Origin of the sequence: Nesterenkonia massiliensis, assembly GCF_000455245.1 — a bacterium.
Lineage (GTDB): Bacteria > Actinomycetota > Actinomycetes > Actinomycetales > Micrococcaceae > Nesterenkonia > Nesterenkonia rhizosphaerae.
This window is the reverse complement of the sequence record NZ_HG005166.1, coordinates 140,808-162,734: the sequence shown is the minus strand read 5'-3', so window position 1 is coordinate 162,734 and position 21,927 is coordinate 140,808. Positions and strand designations below refer to the sequence as shown.

The window sequence follows — 21,927 nt, the reverse complement described above, 5'->3', positions numbered from 1 at the left end:
CTGGCCAGAAACCCCTGATCGGGGAACTCTGAAGGCCTACGGGGGCTGATCACTTATTCCTGGTGGGTCACTCCGCGGTGGGAGCGGCCTTCACCGGGAGCTTTTCGACGGAACCGCCCGCAGCGGTGATCTTCTCTTCAGCGGAAGCGGAGAAAGCGTGAGCCTTCACCGTCAGAGCCACGGAGATGTCACCGGAGCCGAGGATCTTCACCGGGCGACCCTTGCGGGCAACACCCTTGGAGATCAGCGCCTCAGCGGTTACCTCGCCGCCCTCGGGGAAGAGCTCGCCCAGCTTGGTCAGGTTGACCGGCGAGTACTCCACACGGAAGGGGTTCTTGAAGCCGCGCAGCTTCGGAAGGCGCATGTACAGCGGAAGCTGTCCACCTTCGAAGCCAGGACGGACCTGGTAACGAGCCTTGGTGCCCTTGGTGCCACGGCCTGCGGTCTTGCCCTTAGATGCCTCACCACGACCAACGCGGGTGCGGGCCTTCTTGGAACCGGGGGCCGGACGCAGGTCGTGAAGCTTCAGGACTCCGGACTCGGCAGGAGTGTTCTCTGCCATCAGTTGGCCTCCTCAACTTTCACGAGATGCTTGACAGTGTTGAGCATGCCCACGGTCACTGCGTCAGCGTCGCGAACCACGGTGTGGCCGATACGCTTCAGGCCCAGCGAGCGAACGGTTTCGCGGTGCTTGGGCTTGGCGCCGATGGTGGACTTGATCTGGGTGATCTCAAGCTTCGCGTCGGAAGCCTTCAGATCCTTGGCGGTGCTGTACTGAACAGTGTTTGCCAATGTCATGCACCTGCTTTCTGTGCGTTCTTCTTGGCTTCGCGGTCAGCAGCCATAGTGCGCAGCATCGGTGCCGGAGCGACCTCGTCAAGAGCCTTGCCGCGGCGTGCTGCCACGGACTCGGGCTCTTCGAGGCGCTTGAGCGCATCGATGGTGCCGTGCACGATGTTGATGGCGTTGGCCGAGCCCATGGACTTGGTCAGCACATCGTGGATGCCTGCACACTCAAGCACGGCGCGGACCGGACCGCCGGCGATCACACCGGTACCTGGAGAAGCGGGACGCAGCAGCACGACGCCGGCAGCGGCCTCACCCTTGACCAGGTGCGGGATGGTGGAGCCGACGCGGGGAACGCGGAAGAAGGACTTCTTGGCCTCTTCCACGCCCTTGGCGATAGCTGCAGGAACTTCCTTGGCCTTGCCGTAGCCGACACCCACGGTGCCGTCGCCGTCGCCGACGACGACAAGTGCGGTGAAGCTGAAACGACGACCGCCCTTGACGACCTTGGAGACGCGGTTGATGGTGACGACGCGCTCAAGGAACTTGTCCTTGTCCTCATCGCGACCGCCACGTCCACGGCCCTCGCCGCGACCGCGACCCTCACCGCGGCCACGGCCGCGTCCGCGACCCTCGCCTCGGTTGTCACGGGCCTCAGTGTTCTCCGGCTGGGACTGCTTCTCAGCTGCCTCAGCAACGTTTTCGTTGGCCTCAGTCACAGATGAGTCCTTCTCAGTGTTGTTGGCGTTCTCACTCACAGCTTCAGCCCACCTTCCCGGGCGCCGTCGGCGACGGCGGCCACGCGACCGTGGTACTTGTTGCCGCCGCGGTCGAAGACCACGGCCTCGATGCCGGCTGCCTTGGCGCGCTCGGCGATCAGCTCGCCGATCTTCTTCGCCTTGGCGGTCTTATCGCCATCGAAGTTCCGCAGGTCTGCCTCCATAGTGGTGGCGGAGACCACGGTCTTGCCCTCGAGGTCGTTGACGACCTGAGCGACCATGTGGCGAGCGGAACGGTTAACCACCAGGCGGGGACGCTCGGCGCTACCGCTGATCCGCTTGCGCAGGCGCAGGTGGCGCCGGCCGCGGGCAGCGGACTTGGACTTGCCCTTGATACCGATAGCCATGGTTTACTTACCTGCCTTTCCGGCCTTGCGGCGGATCTGCTCACCCTCGTAGCGCACGCCCTTACCCTTGTACGGGTCAGGCTTGCGCAGTTTGCGGATGTTTGCAGCAACCTCGCCGACCTGCTGCTTGTCAATGCCGGACACTGCCAGCTTGGTGTTGCCCTCAACCTGGAAGCTGATGCCCTCGGGGGCCTTCACTGCGACAGGGTGGGAGTAGCCGAGTGCGAACTCGAGGTCCGAGCCCTTGGCCTGCACGCGGTAACCGGTGCCGACGATTTCGAGCTTCTTGGTGTAGCCCTCGGTGACGCCGATGATCATGTTGTTGATCAGGCTGCGGGTCAGGCCGTGCAGTGAGCGGTATTCGCGCTCATCGCTGGGACGGGTCACCGTCAGGGTGCCATCCTCAAGCTCGACGCCGATGCCCTCGGCAATGGTGCGGGTAAGTTCGCCTTTGGCGCCCTTAACGCGGATCTCACGGCCGTTGATGGTGACATCAACGCCGGCAGGAACGGTGATCGGAAGACGACCGATGCGTGACATAGTGCTTCGACTCCTTCCGGTTACCAGACGTAGGCGAGGACTTCCCCACCCACACCCTTCTTAGCTGCCTGCCGGTCAGTCAAGAGACCGGAGGAGGTGGACAGGATGGCGATGCCCAGGCCGCCCAGAACGTGCGGGAGGTTGTTGGACTTCGCGTAGACCCGGAGCCCGGGCTTGGAGATGCGGCGCAGGCCGGCGATCGAACGCTCACGGTTCGGGCCGAACTTCAGGTCGATGATCAGAGTCTTGCCGACCTCTGCCTCTTCCTCGCGCCAGTCGGTGATGTAGCCCTCGGCCTTGAGGATGTCGGCCACGCGCACCTTCAGCTTGGAGCTGGGCATGGAGACCTGGTCGTGGTAGGCCGAGTTGGCGTTGCGCAGACGCGTCAGCATGTCTGCGACGGGATCAGTCATTGTCATGGTGGGGCTTATGCCCTTCCTCGTCGCGGTTTCCGATCTCCGAAGGAACTCAAGCTAGCTGCTTGGAACCTCTGGTGAAAGGACCTTCGACGTAGTGCTTACTGTTCGGTCTTGAAGGGGAAGCCCAGTGCACGCAGCAGCGCGCGGCCTTCCTCGTCGGTGGTAGCGGTGGTCACCACAGTGATGTCCATACCGCGGGGGCGATCAATGTTGTCCTGATCGATCTCGTGGAACACCGACTGCTCGGTGAGCCCGAAGGTGTAGTTGCCGTTGCCGTCGAACTGCTTGGGGCTCAGGCCGCGGAAGTCCCGGATACGGGGCAGGGCCAGGGTCACCAGGCGATCGATGAACTCCCACATGCGGTCGCCACGCAGGGTTGCGTGAGTACCAATGGGCTGGCCTTCGCGCAGCTTGAACTGTGCAATGGACTTCTTTGCGCGGGTCACCTTGGGCTTCTGGCCGGTGATTGCGGTCAGGTCCTCGATAGCGCCCTGGATGAGCTTGGAGTCGCGAGCAGCCTCGCCGACGCCCATGTTGACGACAACCTTCACCAGACCGGGAACCTGCATCACGTTGGAGTATCCGAACTCCTCCTGCAGGGAGGTACGGATCTCCTCACGGTACTTGGTTTTCAGGCGGGGGGTGATCTTCACGGCGGTCTCTGTCATGACAGCTCCTTCCCGGAGGCCTTGGCGAAGCGGACCTTCTTGGTCACGGTCTCGCCGTCGCGCTCTACAGTCTCAAAGCGGTAGCCCACACGGGTCGGCTTGCCGGTCTCCGGGTCGACGACTGCGACGTTGGAGACTTGAATGGGGGCCTCGGACTCGACGATGCCACCCTCGGTGTTGCCGAACTGGCCGGCACGCAGGTGACGCTTCACTCGGTTGACACCCTCGACGACCACGCGGTCCTTCTTGGGGAGCACCTGCAGAACTTTGCCCTGCTTGCCTTTGTCCTTGCCGGTGAGGATCTGGACGAGGTCGTCCTTCTTGATCTTGGCCATGAGTTACAGCACCTCCGGAGCAAGCGAGACGATCTTCATGAACTTCTTGTCGCGAAGTTCGCGGCCCACGGGGCCGAAGATACGGGTGCCGCGGGGCTCCGGGGTGTCACCCTTGAGGATGACGGCAGCGTTCTCATCGAAGCTGATGTAGGAGCCGTCTGTGCGACGGGTCTTCTTCTTAGTACGGACGATGACGGCCTTGACCACATCGCCCTTCTTGACGTTACCGCCGGGGATTGCATCCTTGACGGTGGCGACAATGGTGTCGCCGATACCTGCATAGCGGCGTCCGGATCCACCGAGAACACGGATGGTAAGGATTTCCTTAGCACCGGTGTTGTCGGCGATCTTCAGCCGCGATTCCTGCTGAATCACTTGGTTTCTCCTGTCGTCTCACTGGTTCTCGTCATGCAACCGCTTCACGAGCCTTGTGGAACTTCAATATGGACCTCCCCCATCGCTTTCCCACATACCCCAGCTCCCGTGGCGGGAGACGTTGGAATGGGCAGATGGCCGAGGCGATCTTGGGGGATGTGCGCTGTCCATGCAGACGGATATCTCCACGCATGGGCGCACAGCCTCAATATCATACCGAATAAACAGCAAGACCCCAACTCGTCGGGCGAGTCGGGGTCTTGCTGGTGATAGTCGCGGCAGCGAAAAGGCTTACTTAGCCTTCTCGACCACGCGGACCAGGCGCCACCGCTTGCTAGCGGAGAGCGGACGGGTCTCGGAGATCAGAACGATGTCTCCGACGCCGGCCTCGCCGTTCTCGTCGTGGGCCTTGAACTTGCTGTGCCGCTTCATGACCTTCCCGTACAGGGAGTGCTTCTTGCGGTCCTCGACCTCGACGACGATGGTCTTGTCCATCTTGTCGGAGACGACGACGCCGCGCAGGTTCTTGCGGTAGTTACGCTCAGTGCCCTGGGTTTCAGTGCTTGCTTCGCTCATGCTCAGTCCTCAGTCTTCTCTTCAGCGGAAGCGCCCACGTTTTCACGAATGCCGAGCTTGCGCTCGTTCAGGATCGTGTAGATGCGAGCGATATCGCGCTTAACGGCCTTCAGCCGGGCGGAGTTCTCCAGCTGACCGGTGGCGGACTGGAAACGGAGGTTGAAGAGCTCTTCCTTGGCGGTGCGCAGGGCCTCAGCCAGCTGCGCCTCGTCCAGCTCTGCGAGCTTCTCAACGGTCAGGTCCTTGGATCCGACTGCCATGGTCACTCACCACTCTCTCGGCTGATCACGCGTGCCTTCATCGGCAGCTTGTGGATTGCCAGACGGAGCGCCTCCTTGGCGACCTCCTCGCTGACACCGGACAGCTCGAACATCACACGTCCGGGCTTCACATTCGCGACCCACCACTCGGGGGAACCCTTACCGGAGCCCATACGGACCTCGGCAGGCTTCTTGGTGATCGGCTGGTCAGGATAAATATTGATCCAAACCTTGCCGCCACGCTTGATGTGACGGGTCATGGCGATACGTGCCGACTCGATCTGACGGTTGGTCACATATGCCGGGGCGAGGGCCTGGATGCCGTACTCGCCGAATGCGAGCTCGGTGCCGCCCTTAGCCATGCCGCTGCGCTTAGGCTTATGCGGCTTGCGGTACTTGACGCGACGTGGCATCAACATCAGTTCTGCCCTCCTTCAGCGGCAGGTGCGGCCTCGGCTGCTGCCGGTGCGCCATCGCGCCCACGGCCTGCACCGCGGCGACGACGATCGCCAGCTCCGCCGCCGGGTCCACGGCGTCCGCCGCGGCCGGAGGGAGCAGCAGCCTGCTGTGCAGCAAGCTCCTTGGCGGTCAGATCGCCCTTGTAGACCCAGACCTTCACGCCAATGCGGCCGAAGGTGGTCTTAGCCTCGTGCTTGCCGAAGTCGATGTTCGCACGCAGGGTGTGCAGCGGCACACGGCCTTCGCGGTAGAACTCGGAACGGGACATCTCGGCACCGCCAAGACGGCCGGAGCACTGGATACGAATACCCTTGGCGCCTGCACGCATTGCCGAGGAGATGGCCTTCTTCATTGCGCGGCGGAATGCCACACGAGCAGCGAGCTGCTCGGCCACACCCTGAGCAACCAGCTGAGCGTCGATCTCGGGGTTCTTGACCTCGAGGATGTTCAGCTGGATCTGCTTGCCGGTGAGCTTCTCGAGCTCGCCGCGGATGCGGTCTGCCTCGGCGCCACGGCGGCCGATCACAATACCCGGGCGGGCAGTGTGAATATCGACGCGAACGCGGTCACGGGTGCGCTCGATCTCGACCTTGGAGATGCCGGCGCGCTCAACGCTCTTCTCCAGCAGCTCGCGGATCTGGACATCCTCTTTCACGAAGTCCTTGTAGCGCTGACCCGGCTTGGTGGAGTCGGCGTACCAGTGGGAGACGTGGTCAGTGGTGATGCCCAGACGGAAACCATTGGGGTTGATCTTCTGTCCCACTACTGATCTCCACCTTTCTCTTCTGTGCCGACCACGATGGTCACGTGGCTGGTGCGCTTGTTGATGCGGTAGGCGCGTCCCTGTGCACGGGGGCGGAACCGCTTCATGGTGGGTCCTTCGTCGACGCGTGCCTCAGTGATGACGTAATCGTCCTCATTGAAGGCGACGCCGGCCTTGTCAGCATGCTGCCGGGCGTTGGCCATTGCAGAGGCCACCACCTTGTACACCGGCTCCGAAGCGCCCTGGGGGGCGAACTGCAGAATGGCCAGTGCCTCGTTGGCCTGCTTGCCGCGGACAAGGTCGACGACGCGCCGGGCCTTCATAGGCGTCACACGCACGTAGCGCGCAATTGCCTTGGCTTCCATTGCTTTCCTTCTCTCGTCTTCTCAGAAGTAGTGCAAACGTACTGATCCCGTGAGGGTCAGCGGCGCTTGCCCTTCTTGTCGTCCTTCACATGGCCGCGGAATGTGCGCGTCGGAGCGAACTCGCCGAGCTTGTGCCCGACCATCGACTCAGTGATGAACACGGGGATGTGCTTGCGTCCGTCGTGCACGGCGATGGTGTGGCCGAGCATGTCCGGGATGATCATGGAACGGCGGGACCATGTCTTGATGACGTTCTTGGTGCCCTTTTCGTTCTCAGCAGCGACCTTCAGGTACAGGTGCTGATCAACGAAGGGGCCCTTCTTCAAGCTGCGTGGCATGTTTCCAGGCTCCTATCGCTTGTTCTTGGTACGACGGCGACGCACGATGAGCTTGTCGCTTTCCTTGTTGGGACGGCGGGTGCGGCCCTCGGGCTTGCCGTTGGGGTTGACCGGGTGGCGACCACCGGAGGTCTTGCCCTCGCCACCACCGTGCGGGTGGTCGACAGGGTTCATGACAACACCGCGGACGGTCGGGCGGACGCCCTTCCAGCGCATACGGCCAGCCTTGCCCCAGTTGATGTTGGACTGCTCGGCGTTGCCGACCTGCCCAACAGTTGCACGACAGCGCACGTCCACGTTGCGGACCTCACCGGAAGGCAGACGCAGCTGGGCGTACTTGCCTTCACGAGCAACCAGCTGGATGGAGGCACCAGCGGAGCGGCCGAGCTTGGCACCGCCGCCGGGACGCAGCTCCACAGCGTGGATCACGGTACCGACGGGGATGTTACGCAGCGGCAGGTTGTTGCCGGGCTTGATATCCGCGTTGGGGCCGGACTCCACTGCAGCACCCTGCTCAAGCTTGGCCGGAGCCAGGATGTAGCGCTTGGTGCCGTCTGCGAAGTGCAGCAGGGCGATACGTGCGGTGCGGTTGGGGTCGTACTCAATATGAGCGACCTTCGCGGGCACGCCGTCCTTATCCGCGCGGCGGAAGTCGATCAGGCGGTACTGGCGCTTGTGGCCGCCGCCCTTGTGACGGGTGGTGATCTTGCCCGAGCTGTTACGGCCGCCGGTCTTGCTCAGCGGGCGCAGCAGGGACTTTTCCGGCGTAGACCGGGTGATCTCTGCGAAGTCGGCCACCGATGAGCCGCGCTGGCCCGGGGTGGTCGGCTTCAGGTTACGAATAGCCATGGTTCTCTTCCTCGATCAAGTGGTTCCGGCAGCCTTATGCTGCGGATCCTCCGAAGATGTCAATTGCAAAGCCCTCTTTGAGGGTGATGACCGCCCGCTTGGTGTCATTGCGGGAGCCCCAGCCGAAACGGGTCCGCTTGCGCTTGCCCGGACGGTTGATGGTGTTGACCTTGTCGACCTTGACGCCGAAGATCTTCTCCACTGCGTACTTGATCTCGCTCTTGGTGGAGCGAGTATCGACCAGGAAGGTGTACTTGCCTTCGTCGATCAGTGCGTAGGACTTCTCGGAGACCACCGGCGCGATGATGACGTCGCGGGGGTCTTTCTGGGTCAGGACGCTCACTTGGCCTCCTCCTTGTTGCCGCCCTGTGCGTGAGCCAGGAAGGCGTCGTATCCGGCCTGGGTGAACACGATGTCGTCGGAGACGAGCACATCGTAGGTGTTCAGCTGGTCGGCGTAGAGAGTGTGGACATGGGGCAGGTTGCGGGTGGACAGCGCGGCGACGTCGTCGCTGCGGTCGATGACCACCAGCCAGTTGCGATCCTGGCCGCCGAGGGAAGCCAGAGCTTCCTTGGCTGCCTTGGTGGAGGCCTTCTCGGTCACCAGTGCGTCAATCACGTGGATACGGCCGTTGCGTGCCCGGTCAGACAGAGCGCCGCGCAGTGCAGCAGCCTTCATCTTCTTGGGGGTGCGCTGGGCGTAGTCACGCGGGGTCGGACCGTGAACGATGCCGCCGCCGATCATGTGGGGACCGCGCATTGAGCCCTGACGAGCCCGGCCGGTTCCCTTCTGGCGGAACGGCTTAGCGCCGGTGCCGGAGACCTCAGCGCGGGTCTTCACCTTGTGGGTGCCCTGACGAGCAGCAGCCTGCTGCGCCACGACGACCTGGTGGATCAGCGCGTTGTTGGTGGCGACGTCGAAAACCTCTGCGGGGAAGTCGACGGAAACCTTGGTTGCCATTTTGATCATGCTCCCTTCACTGCCGTGCGGACCAGGATGACCGCACCCTTGGGGCCAGGAACGGCGCCCTTGATGAGCAGCAGGTTCTTCTCGGCGTCCACTGCGTGGACGGTGAGGTTGTGCGTGGTGTGGCGGACGTTGCCCATCCGGCCAGCCATGCGCAGGCCCTTGAAGACGCGTCCGGGGGTGGCTGCGCCACCGATGGAGCCGGGCTTGCGGTGGTTCTTGTGCTGACCGTGGGAAGCACCGACACCGGAGAAGCCGTGGCGCTTCATAACGCCAGCGAAGCCCTTGCCCTTGGTCTTGCCGATGACGTCGACCTTCTGGCCGGCTTCAAAGGTCTCAGCCTTGAGCTCCTGGCCCAGCTCGTAGGAGCCGGCCTCTGCGGTGCGGATTTCCACGATATGGCGGCGTGGGGTCACGCCTGCCTTCTCGAAGTGGCCAGCCATCGGCTTGGTCACTTTGCGAGGATCGATCTGGCCGAAGCCGATCTGGACGGCGTTGTAGCCGTCGACTTCCTCGGAGCGGATCTGGGTGACGACGTTGGAGTCGGCCTGGACGACAGTGACGGGGACGAGGTTGTTGTTCTCGTCCCAGACCTGGGTCATGCCGAGCTTCGTGCCCAGCAGTCCCTTGACGTTGGTTTCGACGCGGGAAATGTTGGTCATAGTTCTCTCAGCACCTCCCTGACTAGAGCTTGATCTCGATGTTGACGTCTGCAGGCAGGTCGAGACGCATCAGGGAATCGACAGCCTTAGGCGTCGGGTCCACGATGTCGATCAGGCGCTTATGAGTGCGCATCTCGAAGTGCTCGCGAGAGTCCTTGTACTTATGGGGAGAACGAATAACGGCGTACACGTTCTTCTCGGTGGGCAGCGGCACGGGGCCGACAACCGTTGCACCTGCACGTGTGACCGTGTCGACGATCTTCCGAGCCGAGGTGTCGATGACCTCATGGTCATACGACTTCAGCCGGATGCGGATTTTCTGTCCCGCCATGGCGTTGAGCCTCTTTCTGGTCAGTCCTGCTTCGTTCGTTGTTCGTGGCAGCCATGTGGCGGCGACGTCGTCGAAGCGACGCGACCTCATCGAAAAGCTCTGCGCGGCGTGGGGGATCAGCTCTTCAAAAGAGCCATATCCGGTGCCGGAAAACCGTCTGATGTTGTGGCTGCCTATCACGTGTGACACGTGATCTGCGGTCCCTCTGCCTGCCGAATCCATCACCACCGTTGACGGTGCGCCGCTGGTATCAGCGGCTGCAATGGGTTCCTCGACTGACCGGAACCCCGGCCCCCGCGGTCGGGCGTGTCGCTTAGATGAGCAGCGATTGCTGCGCACAGCAGAACACCCGCAGTGAGCCGGATTGAAAGTTATGCTTGCCCGTTCATCGAATCCGGACCGCAGGCACGCCAGGGCACACGGATCGTGAACAACTTGTCTATAGTGTCATGTTCTCTCCGGACTCGCAAGCTCGGAAGCCTGGTGAAGCCGGTCTCAACGGCTGTCGGTGCGCTCTGAGGCATACTGGCCGGGGTCAGCTGCAGCTGGTCTGTGCTCTGGCGGCTGCTTCTTCTGTACAGCCAGCAGCCTCCACACAGCCGCAGCAATGATGAGCACACCCAGGGCAATCAGCAGTCCAAAGACCGCCTGACGCAGTGACCACAGGACAGCGAGGACGATGAGACCGGCACCCCAGTAGAGGCCCAGGCGTCGCGCTCTCAGCAGACCAGCGGTCAGCAGCGCTGCCGCTGCCACAAGGGGTGTGATCTGTACCAACGGGCTATCTGCGCCGAGGCCTACCAGCGCCAGAAGGGTGGCCAGCACGCCGGCAGTGACGTAGTGGATCATCGCCCAGTCACGATCCACGCCCGGACCGCGTGGTGCAGGCTGGCCAGGCGCTTCGGTGCGACCGAAGATCAACGCTTCGTTGAGCAGAATGGCCAGCAGCATCAGCAGTCCAGTTCCCGCCACGAGCGCTTCAGTATCAAGCTCGGCCTGGTACAGCGCGAAAAGTCCAGACAGCGGAAGCAGGAGACTGCCGGCTAGGCCCACGTGGACACGCAGTCGCTGGGGTACCCAGCGAACGGCCAAGACCAGTAGTGTGCCCTGCATCAGCGGTACCACCCAGGCCAGCACCGGGACCCGGCCCGGCTCTGCTGTCACCATAGGTGCGGTAGAAGCGACCAGCGCCACCACTGCGGCGCTTCGGGCCAGCTGCATACGCAGTGCGCTAGCTTCTCTGGGGTACCGGTCGCGCATCCAAAGCGCCAGCGGCACCACAACTGTGAAGGCCACGCTGGACCCCAGGTACCCGGTGACCGAACTCGTGGCCCCGATACGACCGTCAAAGAGGTTCTGCAGTGTCTCAACTACGGTCAGATACGCACCTAGGGCTGCATATACCGGTACCGTCACCGCGGTGACGGGTTCCTTCAGCCTGCGCAAAACCAACAAGAGTGCCAGACCCAGCAGAACAAACGCGGTGGCAAGATCAGCCCACCACCAGCTCGAGGCTTGAGCACGGTGAAGCAGTGTCACGGCGGGAATCAGGATGAGCCATGCCAGGGGTTCGCCGACGAGGTACCTGGCATCGGGTCGGCGCACCCAGTGCAGGACCGCCCCGGCTGCTGCCAGGCAGAGCGCCAGCAGCCCGAGCCGGATACCGAGCCAGATATCAGCTCCGAACTCCCCCACAGTCCAGCCCAGGCCGGCGCACCATAGTGCCAGAAGACCACGCTGAACTGCTGAGCGCAGCCCTTCGCCACTGAGTCGGCGTTCGGCCAGGATCCAGATGCTCAACCACACCATTCCCAGAACTGGTAGCCCGGGCAGTGAGGTGATGACAGCCAGGATGAGGAAGGCACGCAGCACGTTCCGGCGGATTCTGCCAGGCCGGCGCAGCAGAATCTCGTGGGCACCGATGGCTGATGCTGTTGCGACGATGACGCTCAGCCACAGCCATGGTGTCTCCTCAGCTGCTGCAGACACCATAAGCATCTGGGACAGCAGGGCTGTCGCCAGAGCGGCTACTAGCGCTGCCGAGGCTGCTTCTCGGTGGGCGGGTATGCGTTGATCGGATCTGCCGTGATCCGGGGCAGAACCGGGCAGATAGATCATAGAGAAGTAGACCGCAGCCATCCACAGGGTGATCAGCGCCAGCGTGATCACATACCCCAGGTCCAGAGTCAGCAGCCAGCTGATGAAGGCAGCGGTGAACAGCATCCGGGCCGCCACAGCGTAGCCGAGGCTGAACCTCTCCACAGGCGGCCACACCGCACAGACCAGATAGTAGATCCCCGCTGCGGCGAAGAGGACCGTGTAGTCAGTGCTGCGCATAGCCGTCGGTGTCAGCAGCCCGGCCAGCACCGCACCTGGGACAACCAGCCAATGCAGTCGGCCGAAGGGACGCGTCAGGATGACGGGGAGCCTCTCCCCCAGCAGATTCATCCCGAACTGGCTCATAGCGGCCAGCAGCATGATTAGCACCAGCGACCACAGCAGCCCCTGCTGCAGCACCGCGGTGGAGGAGAACATCGCGGAGTAGAAGAACGATACGGCCAGATATCCCAGTACCCGCGAATCCAGGCGCAGCGCTGCAGCACTGTAGACACTCAGGCCCAGCAGGGAGGTCAGCAGCCAGGTGAGCCGTCCGTCACCGATGAATGCTGCATTCACCGGCACTGCAGCCACCGAGAGAATCGCCAATGACGTGCCGAATAAGGCCATTCCCGCCGGTTTGAGCACACTGACACGTTCAGCCAGGACAAAGCCCACGACGGCGAAGACCACATAGGCCACCAACAGGGACACCGCGGTGAATACAGGTGACTGCATCACTGAGACATACGCCAAAGCAGCCGCGGACAGCAGCAGTCCCCCGATGTAGAGCGCGATATTGATAGCTCGAAACTCACTGCGAGTGCTCGGCGCTGTCGCTGGCGCCGGATATGCCGGTGTGCGCGGGACTGCCGTGGACTGCGGCGGATACGCAAGGTCACCAGGCTGCCTATGCGCTGTAGTTGGCTGCGCAATAGGAGGGATATAACCGGCCGGAGGCAGAGCGACAGTCGCCGGCTGCTGCCCACTCGGGGGTGGCGGGCCAGTCGGAGCGAAATAGCCAGAAGGTGCCACCCACTCATTGCCAGGAGGCGCTGGGGGAACGTATTCCGCGGGCCTGCCGGGGGTGGACATATCGTAGGGCGAGGGGCGCTGGGGTGTCGTTGAACGCCCCCAGTGATAGCCCAAAGCCAGGCCGATGCCAAAGGGCACGGCCAGCATCAGCAGAAATATCGTCAGCCACTCCATGACTGGTTACCGCCTTATCCACTTCGTTGACCACCCCGGGGAACCACGGCTACCGCGGCAACCCTGACAGCGTATAACGCACAGGACCCCCAGCATCCGAAGATGCTGGGGGTCCTGTGAATCAGATCAGCTGATCAGTGAGTAAGAGTATTACTCGATGATCTTGGTGACCTTGCCGGAGCCAACGGTGCGGCCACCCTCGCGGATAGCGAAGCCGAGGCCCTCTTCCATAGCGATCGGCTGGATGAGCTCGACGGTCATCTCGGTGTTGTCACCGGGCATCACCATCTCGGTGCCCTCAGGCAGATCGATCACACCGGTCACGTCAGTAGTACGGAAGTAGAACTGCGGACGGTAGTTGGTGTAGAAGGGGTTGTGGCGACCGCCCTCATCCTTGGACAGGATGTAGACGTTTGCCTCGAACTTGGTGTGCGGGGTGATGGAGCCGGGAGCAGCCACAACCTGGCCGCGCTCGACATCCTCGCGCTTCAGACCGCGAAGCAGCAGACCACAGTTCTCGCCTGCCCAAGCCTCGTCGAGCTGCTTGTGGAACATCTCGATACCGGTCACAACGGTCTTCTGCTTCTCGCGGATACCCAGGATCTCAACCTCAGAGTTGATAGCCAGGGTGCCACGCTCGGCGCGACCGGTCACCACAGTGCCGCGACCGGTGATGGTGAAGACGTCCTCGATCGGCATCAGGAACGGCTTGTCACGGTCACGCTCCGGCTCCGGGATGAACTCATCCACAGCCTCCATCAGGTCCTCAACGGACTTGACCCACTCTGCGTCGCCCTCGAGAGCCTTCAGGCCGGAGGTGCGGATCACAGGAGCGTCGTCGCCCTCGAAGCCCTGGTCGGACAGAAGTTCGCGAACCTCCATCTCGACGAGGTCCAGCAGCTCCTCGTCATCAACCATGTCGGACTTGTTCAGAGCCACCAGCAGCTTCGGCACGCCAACCTGGCGGGCCAGCAGCACGTGCTCGCGGGTCTGAGCCATCGGACCGTCGGTGGCTGCGACCACGAGGATCGCGCCGTCCATCTGAGCAGCACCGGTGATCATGTTCTTCACGTAGTCGGCGTGGCCGGGAGCATCGACGTGAGCGTAGTGACGCTTCTCCGTCTGGTACTCCACGTGAGAGACGTTGATAGTGATACCGCGCTCGCGCTCCTCAGGAGCGTTATCGATGGATGCGAAGTCACGGCCCTCGTTGAGGTCCGGGTACTTGTCAGCCAGCACCTTGGAGATAGCGGCAGTCAACGTGGTCTTGCCGTGGTCGACGTGACCGATGGTGCCGATGTTGAGGTGCGGCTTAGTCCGCTCGAACTTTGCCTTGGCCACAGGTTCCTCCTATAGAAACGTGTTCAGGTCAGTAAGACTTACTTCAGCCGCACAGGGTAGTTGGCTGAAACTCTCGCAAGTCTACTAATTACAGGGTTATTGGGGAAATTTTGCTCGATGCCAGGACGAGTTACTCGCCGCGGCTCTTCTCGATGATCTCGTCGGCCACAGCCTTCGGCACCTCAGCGTAGGAGTCGAAGGTCATGGTGAACACTGCGCGACCCTGAGTACGGGAGCGCAGCTCACCGATGTAGCCGAACATCTCGCTCAGCGGCACCAGTGCCTTGACGACCTTCACACCAGCAGCGTCGTCCATGGACTGGATCTGACCGCGACGGGAGTTCAGGTCACCGATGACGTCGCCCATGTACTCCTCAGGAGTACGGACCTCAACGGACATCATGGGCTCCAGCAGCACAGGGTTGGCGCGGCGTGCGCCCTCCTTGAACACCTGGGAGCCAGCGAGCTTGAACGCCATCTCCGAGGAGTCGACGTCGTGGTAAGCGCCGTCGGTCAGCTCGGCCTTCACGCCCACCATCGGGTAGCCGGCCAGCACGCCGACCTGCATGGCGTCCTGAATACCAGCATCCACCGAAGGGATGTACTCACGCGGGATACGACCACCGGTCACCAAGTTGGCAAACTCGTAGAGCTCGCCGTCGGTGGTGTCCAGGGGCTCGAAGTTCATCTGCACCTTCGCGAACTGGCCGGATCCACCAGTCTGCTTCTTGTGGGTGTATTCGACCTTCTCCACGCGCTTCTTGATGGTCTCGCGGTAGGCAACCTGCGGCTTGCCTACGTTTGCTTCGACCTTGAATTCGCGCTTCATGCGGTCCACCAGGATGTCCAGGTGGAGCTCGCCCATGCCGCCGATCTCGGTCTGGCCGGTTTCTTCGTTGAGGTTGACCGTGAAGGTCGGATCCTCAGCGGCCAGCTTCTGAATAGCGGTGGAGAGCTTCTCCTGGTCGCCCTTGGTCTTGGGCTCGATGGCCACGGAAATCACCGGCTCCGGGAAAGTCATCGACTCAAGAACGATCTGGTTGTCCGGATCGCACAGGGTGTCACCGGTAGTGGTGTCCTTCAGACCGATGACCGCATAGATGTGGCCGGCCTGGATCTCCTCCACCGGGTTCTCCTTGTTGGCGTGCATCTGGAAGAGCTTGCCGATGCGCTCCTTCTTGCCCTTAGTGGAGTTGATCACCTGGGCACCGGAGCTGAGCTTGCCGGAGTACACGCGGATGAAGGTCAGCTGTCCGAAGAACGGGTGAGCAGCAATCTTGAACGCCAGAGCGGAGAAAGGCTCGTCCTTGGACGGCTTACGGGTCAGCTCGACCTCTTCATCATTGGGCTTGTGACCCACCATGGACTCAACGTCTGCCGGGGAGGGCAGGTAATCGATCACGGCGTCAAGCATGGGCTGCACACCGCGGTTCTTGAAGGCAGAACCACAGAAGACCGGGTAGGCCTCGCCAGCTACGGTGAGCTTGCGGATGCCTTCCTTCAGCTCGTCCATGGTCAGCTCTTCGCCCTCGAGGTACTTCTCCATGAGAGCCTCGTCGGCCTCGGCAACCTGCTCGATGAGCTCGTTGCGGTACTCCTCAGCACGCTCCACCAGATCCTCAGGGATCTCGCGGGTCTCGTACTCAGCGCCCATGGTCACGTCACCCTTGGCATCGCCGGGCCACACCAGGGCCTTCATCTTCAGGAGGTCAACAACGCCCACGAAGTCATTCTCAGCACCGATAGGCAGCTGCATCACCAGCGGCTTGGCGCCCAGACGGGACTTGATGGTGTCAACGGTGAAGTAGAAGTCTGCGCCCAGCTTGTCCATCTTGTTGACGAAGCAGATGCGAGGCACGTTGTACTTATCAGCCTGACGCCACACGGTCTCGGACTGGGGCTCCACGCCTTCCTTGCCGTCGAAGACAGCCACCGCGCCGTCGAGCACGCGAAGCGCGCGCTCGACCTCAACGGTGAAGTCCACGTGACCGGGGGTGTCAATGATGTTGATCTGGTTGTTGTCCCAGAAGCAGGTCACCGCGGCGGAGGTGATGGTGATGCCGCGCTCCTTCTCCTGCTCCATCCAGTCCGTCGTCGACGCACCGTCGTGGGTCTCACCGATCTTGTGGTTGATGCCCGTGTAGAACAGGATGCGTTCGGTGGTGGTGGTCTTACCGGCATCGATGTGAGCCATGATGCCGATGTTGCGGACCTTCTTCAGGTCAGTGAGCACGTCTTGTGCCACGGTGAATCCCCTTTAACTCGGTTCTGCTTGGGCTTACCAGCGGTAGTGGGCGAAGGCCTTGTTGGCCTCGGCCATCTTGTGGGTGTCCTCGCGGCGCTTCACAGCGGCGCCGAGACCGTTGGATGCATCCAGGATCTCGTTCATCAGACGGTCGATCATGGTCTTCTCACGACGGTCCTTGGCGTAGCCCACCAGCCAGCGCAGAGCCAGGGCAGTAGCACGACCGGGCTTCACTTCCACGGGCACCTGGTAGGTGGCACCGCCGACACGGCGGGAGCGGACCTCGAGAGCGGGGCGGATGTTGTCCATGGCCTTCTTCAGCACAGCCACGGAGTCCTCGCCGGACTTCTTGGCCACACCTTCGAGGGCGCCGTAGACGATGCGCTCAGCAGTGGACTTCTTGCCGTCGACCAGCACCTTGTTGATCAGCTGGGTGACCAGCGGGGAGCCATGGACGGGGTCCTGGACGAGAGGGCGCTTAGGAGCGGGTCCTTTACGAGGCATTACTTCTTCTCCTTCTTCGCGCCGTAGCGGGAGCGAGCCTGGCCGCGACCCTTGACACCCTGGGTGTCAAGAGCGCCGCGGACGATCTTGTAGCGAACGCCGGGGAGGTCCTTCACACGACCGCCACGCACGAGCACGATGGAGTGCTCCTGCAGGTTGTGGCCCTCGCCCGGGATGTAGGCAGTGACCTCAACGCCGCCGCCGAGGCGGACACGGGCCACCTTGCGCAGTGCGGAGTTCGGCTTCTTGGGCGTGGTGGTGTACACACGGGTGCATACGCCACGACGCATTGGGGATCCCTGCAGGGCAGGGGTCTTGTTCTTGGCAACTTTGGGGGTGCGACCCTTGCGCACCAGCTGCTGAATAGTAGGCACTATGTGTTCTCCATCAATAGTTGTCCGGGGCCGCCTGCGGCCGGTGTGTCTCTGCTGATGCGAAACTCTTCAGGTCCGAGGCCGCAGCCGCCGATGCGGCCGAGATGACTCAGTCCCCAGGCGTGCAAAAATGTGGCATTCGTTGCGCAACTTCCCCGCAACCCGGACAGCGTCCTTTGCCACACAGAAACAATCAAGTCAACGATACCAGGTCGTGTCGTCACATGCGAAAACGCCGGGCTCCCTGAAGGGAACCCGGCGTTTTCGATCAGCTCGTCAGCGTCAGCGGAAATCTACATCAGTAGTGTAGTCCTCGAGCGGAATCGCATGGAACTCGCTCTCGCCTTCAGCGCCTGCGTAGTCGAAGCTGGAACCGTAGAGGCTCGGGCCGGTGAACAGATTGGCCTTAGCTTCTTCGGTGGGCTCCACCTCGGTCTGGGTATAGCGATCCAGGCCGGTACCGGCCGGGATGAGCTTACCGATGATCACGTTCTCCTTCAGGCCCAGCAGCGGATCGGACTTACCTTCCATTGCCGCCTGGGTGAGCACGCGGGTGGTCTCCTGGAAGGAGGCCGCCGAGAGCCAGGAGTCGGTGGCCAGCGAGGCCTTGGTGATGCCCATGAGCTCATCACGACCGGAAGCCGGACGATGACCCTGCTCGAAGGCCTTCTTGTTGGCCTGCTGGAACCGGAAGCGATCAGCCAGCTCACCGGGCAGCAGGTCGGTCTCACCGGACTCGATGACGGTGATGCGACGCAGCATCTGACGGACAATGACCTCCACGTGCTTGTCGTGGATGTCCACGCCCTGCGACTGGTACACCTCCTGAACCTCTGCCACCAGGAACTTCTGAGCAGCCCGGGGACCGAGCACACGCAGCACCTGCTTGGGGTCAACCGAACCGTGGATCAGCTGGGTGCCGACCTCCACGTGAGCGGTCTGGTCCTGGTTCTGGCCCAGGTCCACCAGCAGCTTGGCGCGGCGCAGGATCGGGTAGACCTGCTCCTCCGAACCGTCATCGGGAGTCAGCACCAGGCGAGCCTGCTTCTCATCCTCCTCATAGCGCAGCCGTCCGGAGGACTCAGCGATCGGAGCCACACCCTTAGGAGTGCGAGCCTCGAAGAGCTCCTGGATACGCGGCAGACCCTGGGTGATGTCATCAGCCGAAGCCACACCACCGGAGTGGAAGGTACGCATGGTCAGCTGAGTACCGGGCTCACCGATGGACTGTGCAGCGATGATGCCCACGGCCTCGCCCACGTCCACCCGGTGGCCGGCGGCCATCGAGCGGCCGTAGCAGGCAGCACAGGTGCCGACGGCGGACTCACAGGTCAGCACGGAACGGACCTTGATGGTCTTCACACCGGCGGAGTACAGCTTCTGGATGAGCACATCGCCCACCTCGGAGCCGGCCTCAGCCAGCACGTTGCCCTCGGCGTCGGTCACGTCTTCAGCCAGAGTGCGCGAGTAGGCGGAAGTCTCCACCATCTTGTGCAGCTCAGTCTCGGTGTTGCCGTCCAGCAGGTCGGTGACGTACTTGCGGCCGGACTTGACCAGCACGTCCTGCTCTCCCTCAGTGTCGTGGCTGTAGCCCGCAGGCTGAGCGATCGGCACAGTGAGACCGCGGGTGGTGCCGCAGTCCTCGTCTCGCACGATCACGTCCTGGGAGACATCCACCAGACGACGGGTCAGGTAACCGGAGTTCGCAGTCTTCAGCGCGGTATCCGCCAGACCCTTACGGGCACCGTGGGTCGCGATGAAGTACTCCAGAACCGACAGGCCCTCACGGTAGGAGGACTTGATCGGGCGAGGGATGATCTCACCCTTCGGGTTCGTCACCAGTCCACGGATACCAGCGATCTGACGCACCTGGTGCCAGTTACCACGAGCTCCGGAGGAGACCATGCGGTTAATGGTGTTCAGGGAGTCCAGACCGTTGATCATGGCTTCCTGGATCTCGGCAGTTGCCTTGTTCCAGATCTCCTGCAGCTCAGTGGTGCGCTCATCGCGATCCATCAGGCCCATGCCGTAGTCGGCTTCGACCTTGGCCACCTGGGCCTCATAGCCCTCCATCATCTCTGCCTTGTCGAAGTCAGAGGTGATATCGGAGATGGCCACGGTCACGCCCGAACGGGTGGACCAGTAGAAGCCGGCGTCCTTGAGGTTATCCAGGGTCTGGGCAACCACCACGGTCGAGTAACGCTCGGAGAGATCGTTGATCATCTGGCCCAGCTGCTTCTTATCCGCCTGCTTGTCCTGCCACGGGTAGTCGGCAGGAAGCAGCTCGTTGAAGAGCACCTTGCCCAGGGTGGTCTCGATCAGTGCAGGCTGACCGGGCTCCCAGCCCTCCGGTGCAGCAACCTCATCACCTGGCACGAAGCCTTCGACGGCGATCTTCACCGGGGCGTTGATGTGCAGCGCCTTCAGATCGAAGGCCATCTGCGCCTCACCGACAGTGGAGAACACGCGGCCGGCGCCCTCAGCGTCCTCGCGGACGGTGGTGAGGTGGTGCAGACCGATGATCATGTCCTGAGTCGGCAGTGCCACAGGGCGGCCGTCAGAGGGCTTGAGGATGTTGTTGGAGGAGAGCATCAGCACGCGTGCCTCAGCCTGAGCCTCGGGGCCCAGCGGCAGGTGGACTGCCATCTGGTCGCCGTCGAAGTCAGCGTTGAACGCGGCACAGACCAGCGGGTGCAGCTGCAGGGCCTTGCCCTCAACCAGCTGCGGCTCGAAGGCCTGAATGCCCAGACGGTGCAGGGTAGGTGCACGGTTGAGCAGCACCGGGTGCTCGGTGATGACCTCTTCGAGCACGTCCCACACCTGGGAGCGCTGGCGCTCCACCATCCGCTTGGCGGACTTGATGTTCTGGGCGTGGTTGAGGTCCACCAGGCGCTTCATCACGAAGGGCTTGAAGAGCTCCAGCGCCATCTGCTTGGGCAGACCGCACTCGTGCAGCTTCAGCTGCGGGCCCACCACGATGACCGAACGGCCCGAGTAGTCCACGCGCTTACCCAGCAGGTTCTGACGGAAGCGGCCCTGCTTGCCCTTGAGCATGTCAGACAGCGACTTCAGCGGACGGTTGCCCGGTCCGGTGACCGGACGGCCGCGGCGGCCGTTGTCGAACAGGGAGTCAACCGACTCCTGCAGCATGCGCTTCTCGTTGTTGATGATGATCTCGGGTGCACCAAGATCCAGCAGGCGCTTGAGACGATTGTTGCGGTTGATCACACGACGGTAGAGGTCGTTGAGATCCGAAGTCGCAAAGCGGCCGCCGTCGAGCTGCACCATGGGGCGGATCTCCGGCGGGATCACCGGGACAGCCTCGAGCACCATGCCGGTGGGCGACTGGCCGTTGACCAGGAACGCGTTGAGCACCTTCAGGCGCTTCAGGGCACGAGTCTTGCGCTGGCCCTTGCCGGTGGCAATGGTCTCGCGCAGGCGCTCAGCCTCAGCCTCCATATCGAAGGTCTCCAGGCGGCGGCGGATAGCCTCAGCACCCATGTAACCCTCGAAGTACTCGCCGTACTTGGCGCGCATCTCACGGAACAGGGTCTCGTCGCCTTCGAGGTCTGCGACCTTCAGGTTCTTGAACCGGTCCCAGACCTTCTGGATCTGTTCGATCTCGGCATCGGAGCGCTTGCGCAGCTGCGCCATCTGCTTCTCTTTGCCGTCGCGGAACTTCTTCTTCTCCGCAGCCTTGGCGCCCTCGGACTCGAGCTCGGCCAGGCCGTCCTCGAGTTCCTTGGCCACAGCCGCGATATCAGAGTCGCGCTGATCCTGCAGGTGACGGATCTCCTGATCAACCTCGGCCTGCAGGTTCGGCAGGTCCTGGTGGCGGCGATCATCATCCACATTGGTGATCATGTAGGCAGCGAAGTAGATGACCTTCTCCAGGTCCTTCGGCGCCAGGTCCAGCAGGTAGCCCAGACGGGAGGGCACACCCTTGAAGTACCAGATATGAGTCACAGGAGCGGCCAGCTCGATGTGGCCCATACGCTCGCGACGCACCTTGGAGCGGGTCACCTCAACGCCGCAGCGCTCACAGGTGATGCCCTTGAAGCGCACGCGCTTGTACTTACCGCAGTAGCATTCCCAGTCCCGGGAGGGGCCGAAGATCTTCTCGCAGAAGAGGCCGTCCTTCTCAGGCTTCAGTGTGCGGTAGTTGATGGTCTCGGGCTTCTTCACCTCGCCGTGGGACCACCGCAAGATGTCGTCGGTGGAGGCCAGCCCGATGCGCATCGTGTCGAATGAGGATTCAGTGGACATAGTCCGTATCTCTCTTTTCTCTTGCAAAGATTCGTAAGCGTTTTAGAGCGTCAGTGTCCGGGTCCGGGTCCGC

The 21,927-nt window shown here is 62.4% G+C and carries 26 protein-coding genes; all 26 read right to left on the bottom strand.

Annotated elements, in window-relative coordinates:
* Positions 1–67: 67 nt before the first annotated feature.
* The 26 genes from rplO to rpoC all read right to left on the bottom strand — a co-directional run bounded on the left by rplO (position 68) and on the right by rpoC (position 21,854).
* A complete protein-coding gene (rplO, locus tag TX78_RS03940) occupies positions 68–562 on the bottom strand; it encodes a 50S ribosomal protein L15 (RefSeq protein WP_044493902.1) in 495 nt (164 codons plus the stop codon).
* On the bottom strand, positions 562–798 hold the full coding sequence (rpmD, locus tag TX78_RS03935) for a 50S ribosomal protein L30 (RefSeq protein ID WP_044493900.1): 237 nt from the start codon (positions 796–798) through the stop codon (positions 562–564). The genes rplO and rpmD overlap by 1 nt, the downstream gene beginning before the upstream one ends.
* The gene (gene rpsE, locus TX78_RS03930) at positions 795–1,544 is read right to left on the bottom strand and encodes a 30S ribosomal protein S5 (protein WP_081652548.1); all 750 of its coding nucleotides are present in this window, start codon (positions 1,542–1,544) and stop codon (positions 795–797) included. Before rpsE ends, rpmD begins: the two co-directional genes overlap by 4 nt.
* On the bottom strand, positions 1,541–1,912 hold the full coding sequence (gene rplR, locus TX78_RS03925) for a 50S ribosomal protein L18 (RefSeq protein ID WP_044493897.1): 372 nt from the start codon (positions 1,910–1,912) through the stop codon (positions 1,541–1,543). The genes rpsE and rplR overlap by 4 nt, the downstream gene beginning before the upstream one ends.
* A gap of 3 nt (positions 1,913–1,915) precedes the next feature.
* The gene (rplF, locus tag TX78_RS03920; RefSeq protein ID WP_044493895.1) at positions 1,916–2,452 is read right to left on the bottom strand and encodes a 50S ribosomal protein L6; all 537 of its coding nucleotides are present in this window, start codon (positions 2,450–2,452) and stop codon (positions 1,916–1,918) included.
* 20 nt (positions 2,453–2,472) lie between these two features.
* The gene (gene rpsH, locus TX78_RS03915) at positions 2,473–2,871 is read right to left on the bottom strand and encodes a 30S ribosomal protein S8 (RefSeq protein WP_044493893.1); all 399 of its coding nucleotides are present in this window, start codon (positions 2,869–2,871) and stop codon (positions 2,473–2,475) included.
* Positions 2,872–2,969: 98 nt separating this feature from the next.
* Positions 2,970–3,539 carry a 50S ribosomal protein L5 gene (rplE, locus tag TX78_RS03910; protein WP_044493892.1) on the bottom strand — a complete coding sequence of 190 codons (570 nt, stop codon included), beginning with the start codon at positions 3,537–3,539 and terminating at the stop codon, positions 2,970–2,972.
* Positions 3,536–3,874: a 50S ribosomal protein L24 gene (rplX, locus tag TX78_RS03905; protein ID WP_044493890.1), complete on the bottom strand. Its 339-nt coding sequence runs from the start codon at positions 3,872–3,874 to the stop codon at positions 3,536–3,538. Before rplX ends, rplE begins: the two co-directional genes overlap by 4 nt.
* Before the next feature lie 3 nt (positions 3,875–3,877).
* Positions 3,878–4,249 carry a 50S ribosomal protein L14 gene (rplN, locus tag TX78_RS03900; RefSeq protein ID WP_044493888.1) on the bottom strand — a complete coding sequence of 124 codons (372 nt, stop codon included), beginning with the start codon at positions 4,247–4,249 and terminating at the stop codon, positions 3,878–3,880.
* Between the two features lie 291 nt (positions 4,250–4,540).
* Entirely contained in the window at positions 4,541–4,825 is a 285-nt protein-coding gene (gene rpsQ, locus TX78_RS03895; RefSeq protein WP_044493886.1) for a 30S ribosomal protein S17, read from the bottom strand.
* Between the two features lie 2 nt (positions 4,826–4,827).
* Positions 4,828–5,085 carry a 50S ribosomal protein L29 gene (gene rpmC, locus TX78_RS03890; protein ID WP_044494369.1) on the bottom strand — a complete coding sequence of 86 codons (258 nt, stop codon included), beginning with the start codon at positions 5,083–5,085 and terminating at the stop codon, positions 4,828–4,830.
* A 2-nt stretch (positions 5,086–5,087) separates the two neighbouring features.
* A complete protein-coding gene (rplP, locus tag TX78_RS03885) occupies positions 5,088–5,504 on the bottom strand; it encodes a 50S ribosomal protein L16 (RefSeq protein WP_044493883.1) in 417 nt (138 codons plus the stop codon).
* Entirely contained in the window at positions 5,504–6,307 is an 804-nt protein-coding gene (rpsC, locus tag TX78_RS03880; protein WP_044493881.1) for a 30S ribosomal protein S3, read from the bottom strand. Before rpsC ends, rplP begins: the two co-directional genes overlap by 1 nt.
* A complete protein-coding gene (gene rplV / locus TX78_RS03875; RefSeq protein WP_044493879.1) occupies positions 6,307–6,672 on the bottom strand; it encodes a 50S ribosomal protein L22 in 366 nt (121 codons plus the stop codon). Before rplV ends, rpsC begins: the two co-directional genes overlap by 1 nt.
* A 56-nt stretch (positions 6,673–6,728) precedes the next feature.
* Entirely contained in the window at positions 6,729–7,010 is a 282-nt protein-coding gene (rpsS, locus tag TX78_RS03870; protein WP_044493876.1) for a 30S ribosomal protein S19, read from the bottom strand.
* Between the two features lie 12 nt (positions 7,011–7,022).
* Positions 7,023–7,859 carry a 50S ribosomal protein L2 gene (rplB, locus tag TX78_RS03865; RefSeq protein WP_044493873.1) on the bottom strand — a complete coding sequence of 279 codons (837 nt, stop codon included), beginning with the start codon at positions 7,857–7,859 and terminating at the stop codon, positions 7,023–7,025.
* A gap of 34 nt (positions 7,860–7,893) precedes the next feature.
* On the bottom strand, positions 7,894–8,202 hold the full coding sequence (rplW, locus tag TX78_RS03860; RefSeq protein ID WP_044493871.1) for a 50S ribosomal protein L23: 309 nt from the start codon (positions 8,200–8,202) through the stop codon (positions 7,894–7,896).
* On the bottom strand, positions 8,199–8,819 hold the full coding sequence (rplD, locus tag TX78_RS03855; protein WP_044494367.1) for a 50S ribosomal protein L4: 621 nt from the start codon (positions 8,817–8,819) through the stop codon (positions 8,199–8,201). The genes rplW and rplD overlap by 4 nt, the downstream gene beginning before the upstream one ends.
* Before the next feature lie 5 nt (positions 8,820–8,824).
* Positions 8,825–9,487, bottom strand: coding sequence for a 50S ribosomal protein L3 (gene rplC, locus TX78_RS03850; RefSeq protein ID WP_044493868.1), 663 nt, complete (start codon positions 9,485–9,487; stop codon positions 8,825–8,827).
* Positions 9,488–9,509: 22 nt separating this feature from the next.
* Positions 9,510–9,818: a 30S ribosomal protein S10 gene (rpsJ, locus tag TX78_RS03845; protein WP_022871716.1), complete on the bottom strand. Its 309-nt coding sequence runs from the start codon at positions 9,816–9,818 to the stop codon at positions 9,510–9,512.
* Positions 9,819–10,313: 495 nt separating this feature from the next.
* Entirely contained in the window at positions 10,314–12,653 is a 2,340-nt protein-coding gene (locus TX78_RS03840; protein WP_044493864.1) for a hypothetical protein, read from the bottom strand.
* A gap of 621 nt (positions 12,654–13,274) precedes the next feature.
* Positions 13,275–14,465, bottom strand: a complete 1,191-nt coding sequence (gene tuf, locus TX78_RS03835; protein ID WP_044493862.1) for an elongation factor Tu — start codon at positions 14,463–14,465, stop codon at positions 13,275–13,277.
* A 130-nt stretch (positions 14,466–14,595) separates the two neighbouring features.
* On the bottom strand, positions 14,596–16,710 hold the full coding sequence (fusA, locus tag TX78_RS03830) for an elongation factor G (RefSeq protein ID WP_044493860.1): 2,115 nt from the start codon (positions 16,708–16,710) through the stop codon (positions 14,596–14,598).
* 33 nt (positions 16,711–16,743) lie between these two features.
* Positions 16,744–17,214, bottom strand: coding sequence for a 30S ribosomal protein S7 (rpsG, locus tag TX78_RS03825; RefSeq protein WP_044493859.1), 471 nt, complete (start codon positions 17,212–17,214; stop codon positions 16,744–16,746).
* On the bottom strand, positions 17,214–17,588 hold the full coding sequence (gene rpsL, locus TX78_RS03820; RefSeq protein WP_044493858.1) for a 30S ribosomal protein S12: 375 nt from the start codon (positions 17,586–17,588) through the stop codon (positions 17,214–17,216). Before rpsL ends, rpsG begins: the two co-directional genes overlap by 1 nt.
* A 282-nt stretch (positions 17,589–17,870) precedes the next feature.
* Positions 17,871–21,854 carry a DNA-directed RNA polymerase subunit beta' gene (rpoC, locus tag TX78_RS03815; protein ID WP_044493856.1) on the bottom strand — a complete coding sequence of 1,328 codons (3,984 nt, stop codon included), beginning with the start codon at positions 21,852–21,854 and terminating at the stop codon, positions 17,871–17,873.
* Positions 21,855–21,927 lie beyond the last annotated feature (73 nt).

Bases quoted from the DNA above. Each gene is read 5' to 3' on its own strand.
- rpsH (WP_044493893.1), bottom strand. From the start codon at position 2,871: ATGACAATGACTGATCCCGTCGCAGACATGCTGACGCGTCTGCGCAAC.
- rplB (WP_044493873.1), bottom strand. From the start codon at position 7,859: ATGGCTATTCGTAACCTGAAGCCGACCACCCCGGGCCAGCGCGGCTCA.
- rplO (WP_044493902.1), bottom strand. From the start codon at position 562: ATGGCAGAGAACACTCCTGCCGAGTCCGGAGTCCTGAAGCTTCACGAC.
- rpmD (WP_044493900.1), bottom strand. From the start codon at position 798: ATGACATTGGCAAACACTGTTCAGTACAGCACCGCCAAGGATCTGAAG.
- rpsG (WP_044493859.1), bottom strand. From the start codon at position 17,214: ATGCCTCGTAAAGGACCCGCTCCTAAGCGCCCTCTCGTCCAGGACCCC.
- rplF (WP_044493895.1), bottom strand. From the start codon at position 2,452: ATGTCACGCATCGGTCGTCTTCCGATCACCGTTCCTGCCGGCGTTGAT.
- rplE (WP_044493892.1), bottom strand. From the start codon at position 3,539: ATGACAGAGACCGCCGTGAAGATCACCCCCCGCCTGAAAACCAAGTAC.
- rplD (WP_044494367.1), bottom strand. From the start codon at position 8,819: ATGGCAACCAAGGTTTCCGTCGACTTCCCCGCAGAGGTTTTCGACGTC.
- rplP (WP_044493883.1), bottom strand. From the start codon at position 5,504: ATGTTGATGCCACGTCGCGTCAAGTACCGCAAGCCGCATAAGCCTAAG.
- TX78_RS03840 (WP_044493864.1), bottom strand. From the start codon at position 12,653: ATGCAGTCACCTGTATTCACCGCGGTGTCCCTGTTGGTGGCCTATGTG.
- rpmC (WP_044494369.1), bottom strand. From the start codon at position 5,085: ATGGCAGTCGGATCCAAGGACCTGACCGTTGAGAAGCTCGCAGAGCTG.
- rplV (WP_044493879.1), bottom strand. From the start codon at position 6,672: ATGGAAGCCAAGGCAATTGCGCGCTACGTGCGTGTGACGCCTATGAAG.
- rpsQ (WP_044493886.1), bottom strand. From the start codon at position 4,825: ATGAGCGAAGCAAGCACTGAAACCCAGGGCACTGAGCGTAACTACCGC.
- rplR (WP_044493897.1), bottom strand. From the start codon at position 1,912: ATGGCTATCGGTATCAAGGGCAAGTCCAAGTCCGCTGCCCGCGGCCGG.
- rpsJ (WP_022871716.1), bottom strand. From the start codon at position 9,818: ATGGCGGGACAGAAAATCCGCATCCGGCTGAAGTCGTATGACCATGAG.
- rpsS (WP_044493876.1), bottom strand. From the start codon at position 7,010: ATGCCACGCAGCTTGAAGAAGGGCCCCTTCGTTGATCAGCACCTGTAC.
- rpoC (WP_044493856.1), bottom strand. From the start codon at position 21,854: ATGTCCACTGAATCCTCATTCGACACGATGCGCATCGGGCTGGCCTCC.
- rplC (WP_044493868.1), bottom strand. From the start codon at position 9,487: ATGACCAACATTTCCCGCGTCGAAACCAACGTCAAGGGACTGCTGGGC.
- rplX (WP_044493890.1), bottom strand. From the start codon at position 3,874: ATGGCCAAGATCAAGAAGGACGACCTCGTCCAGATCCTCACCGGCAAG.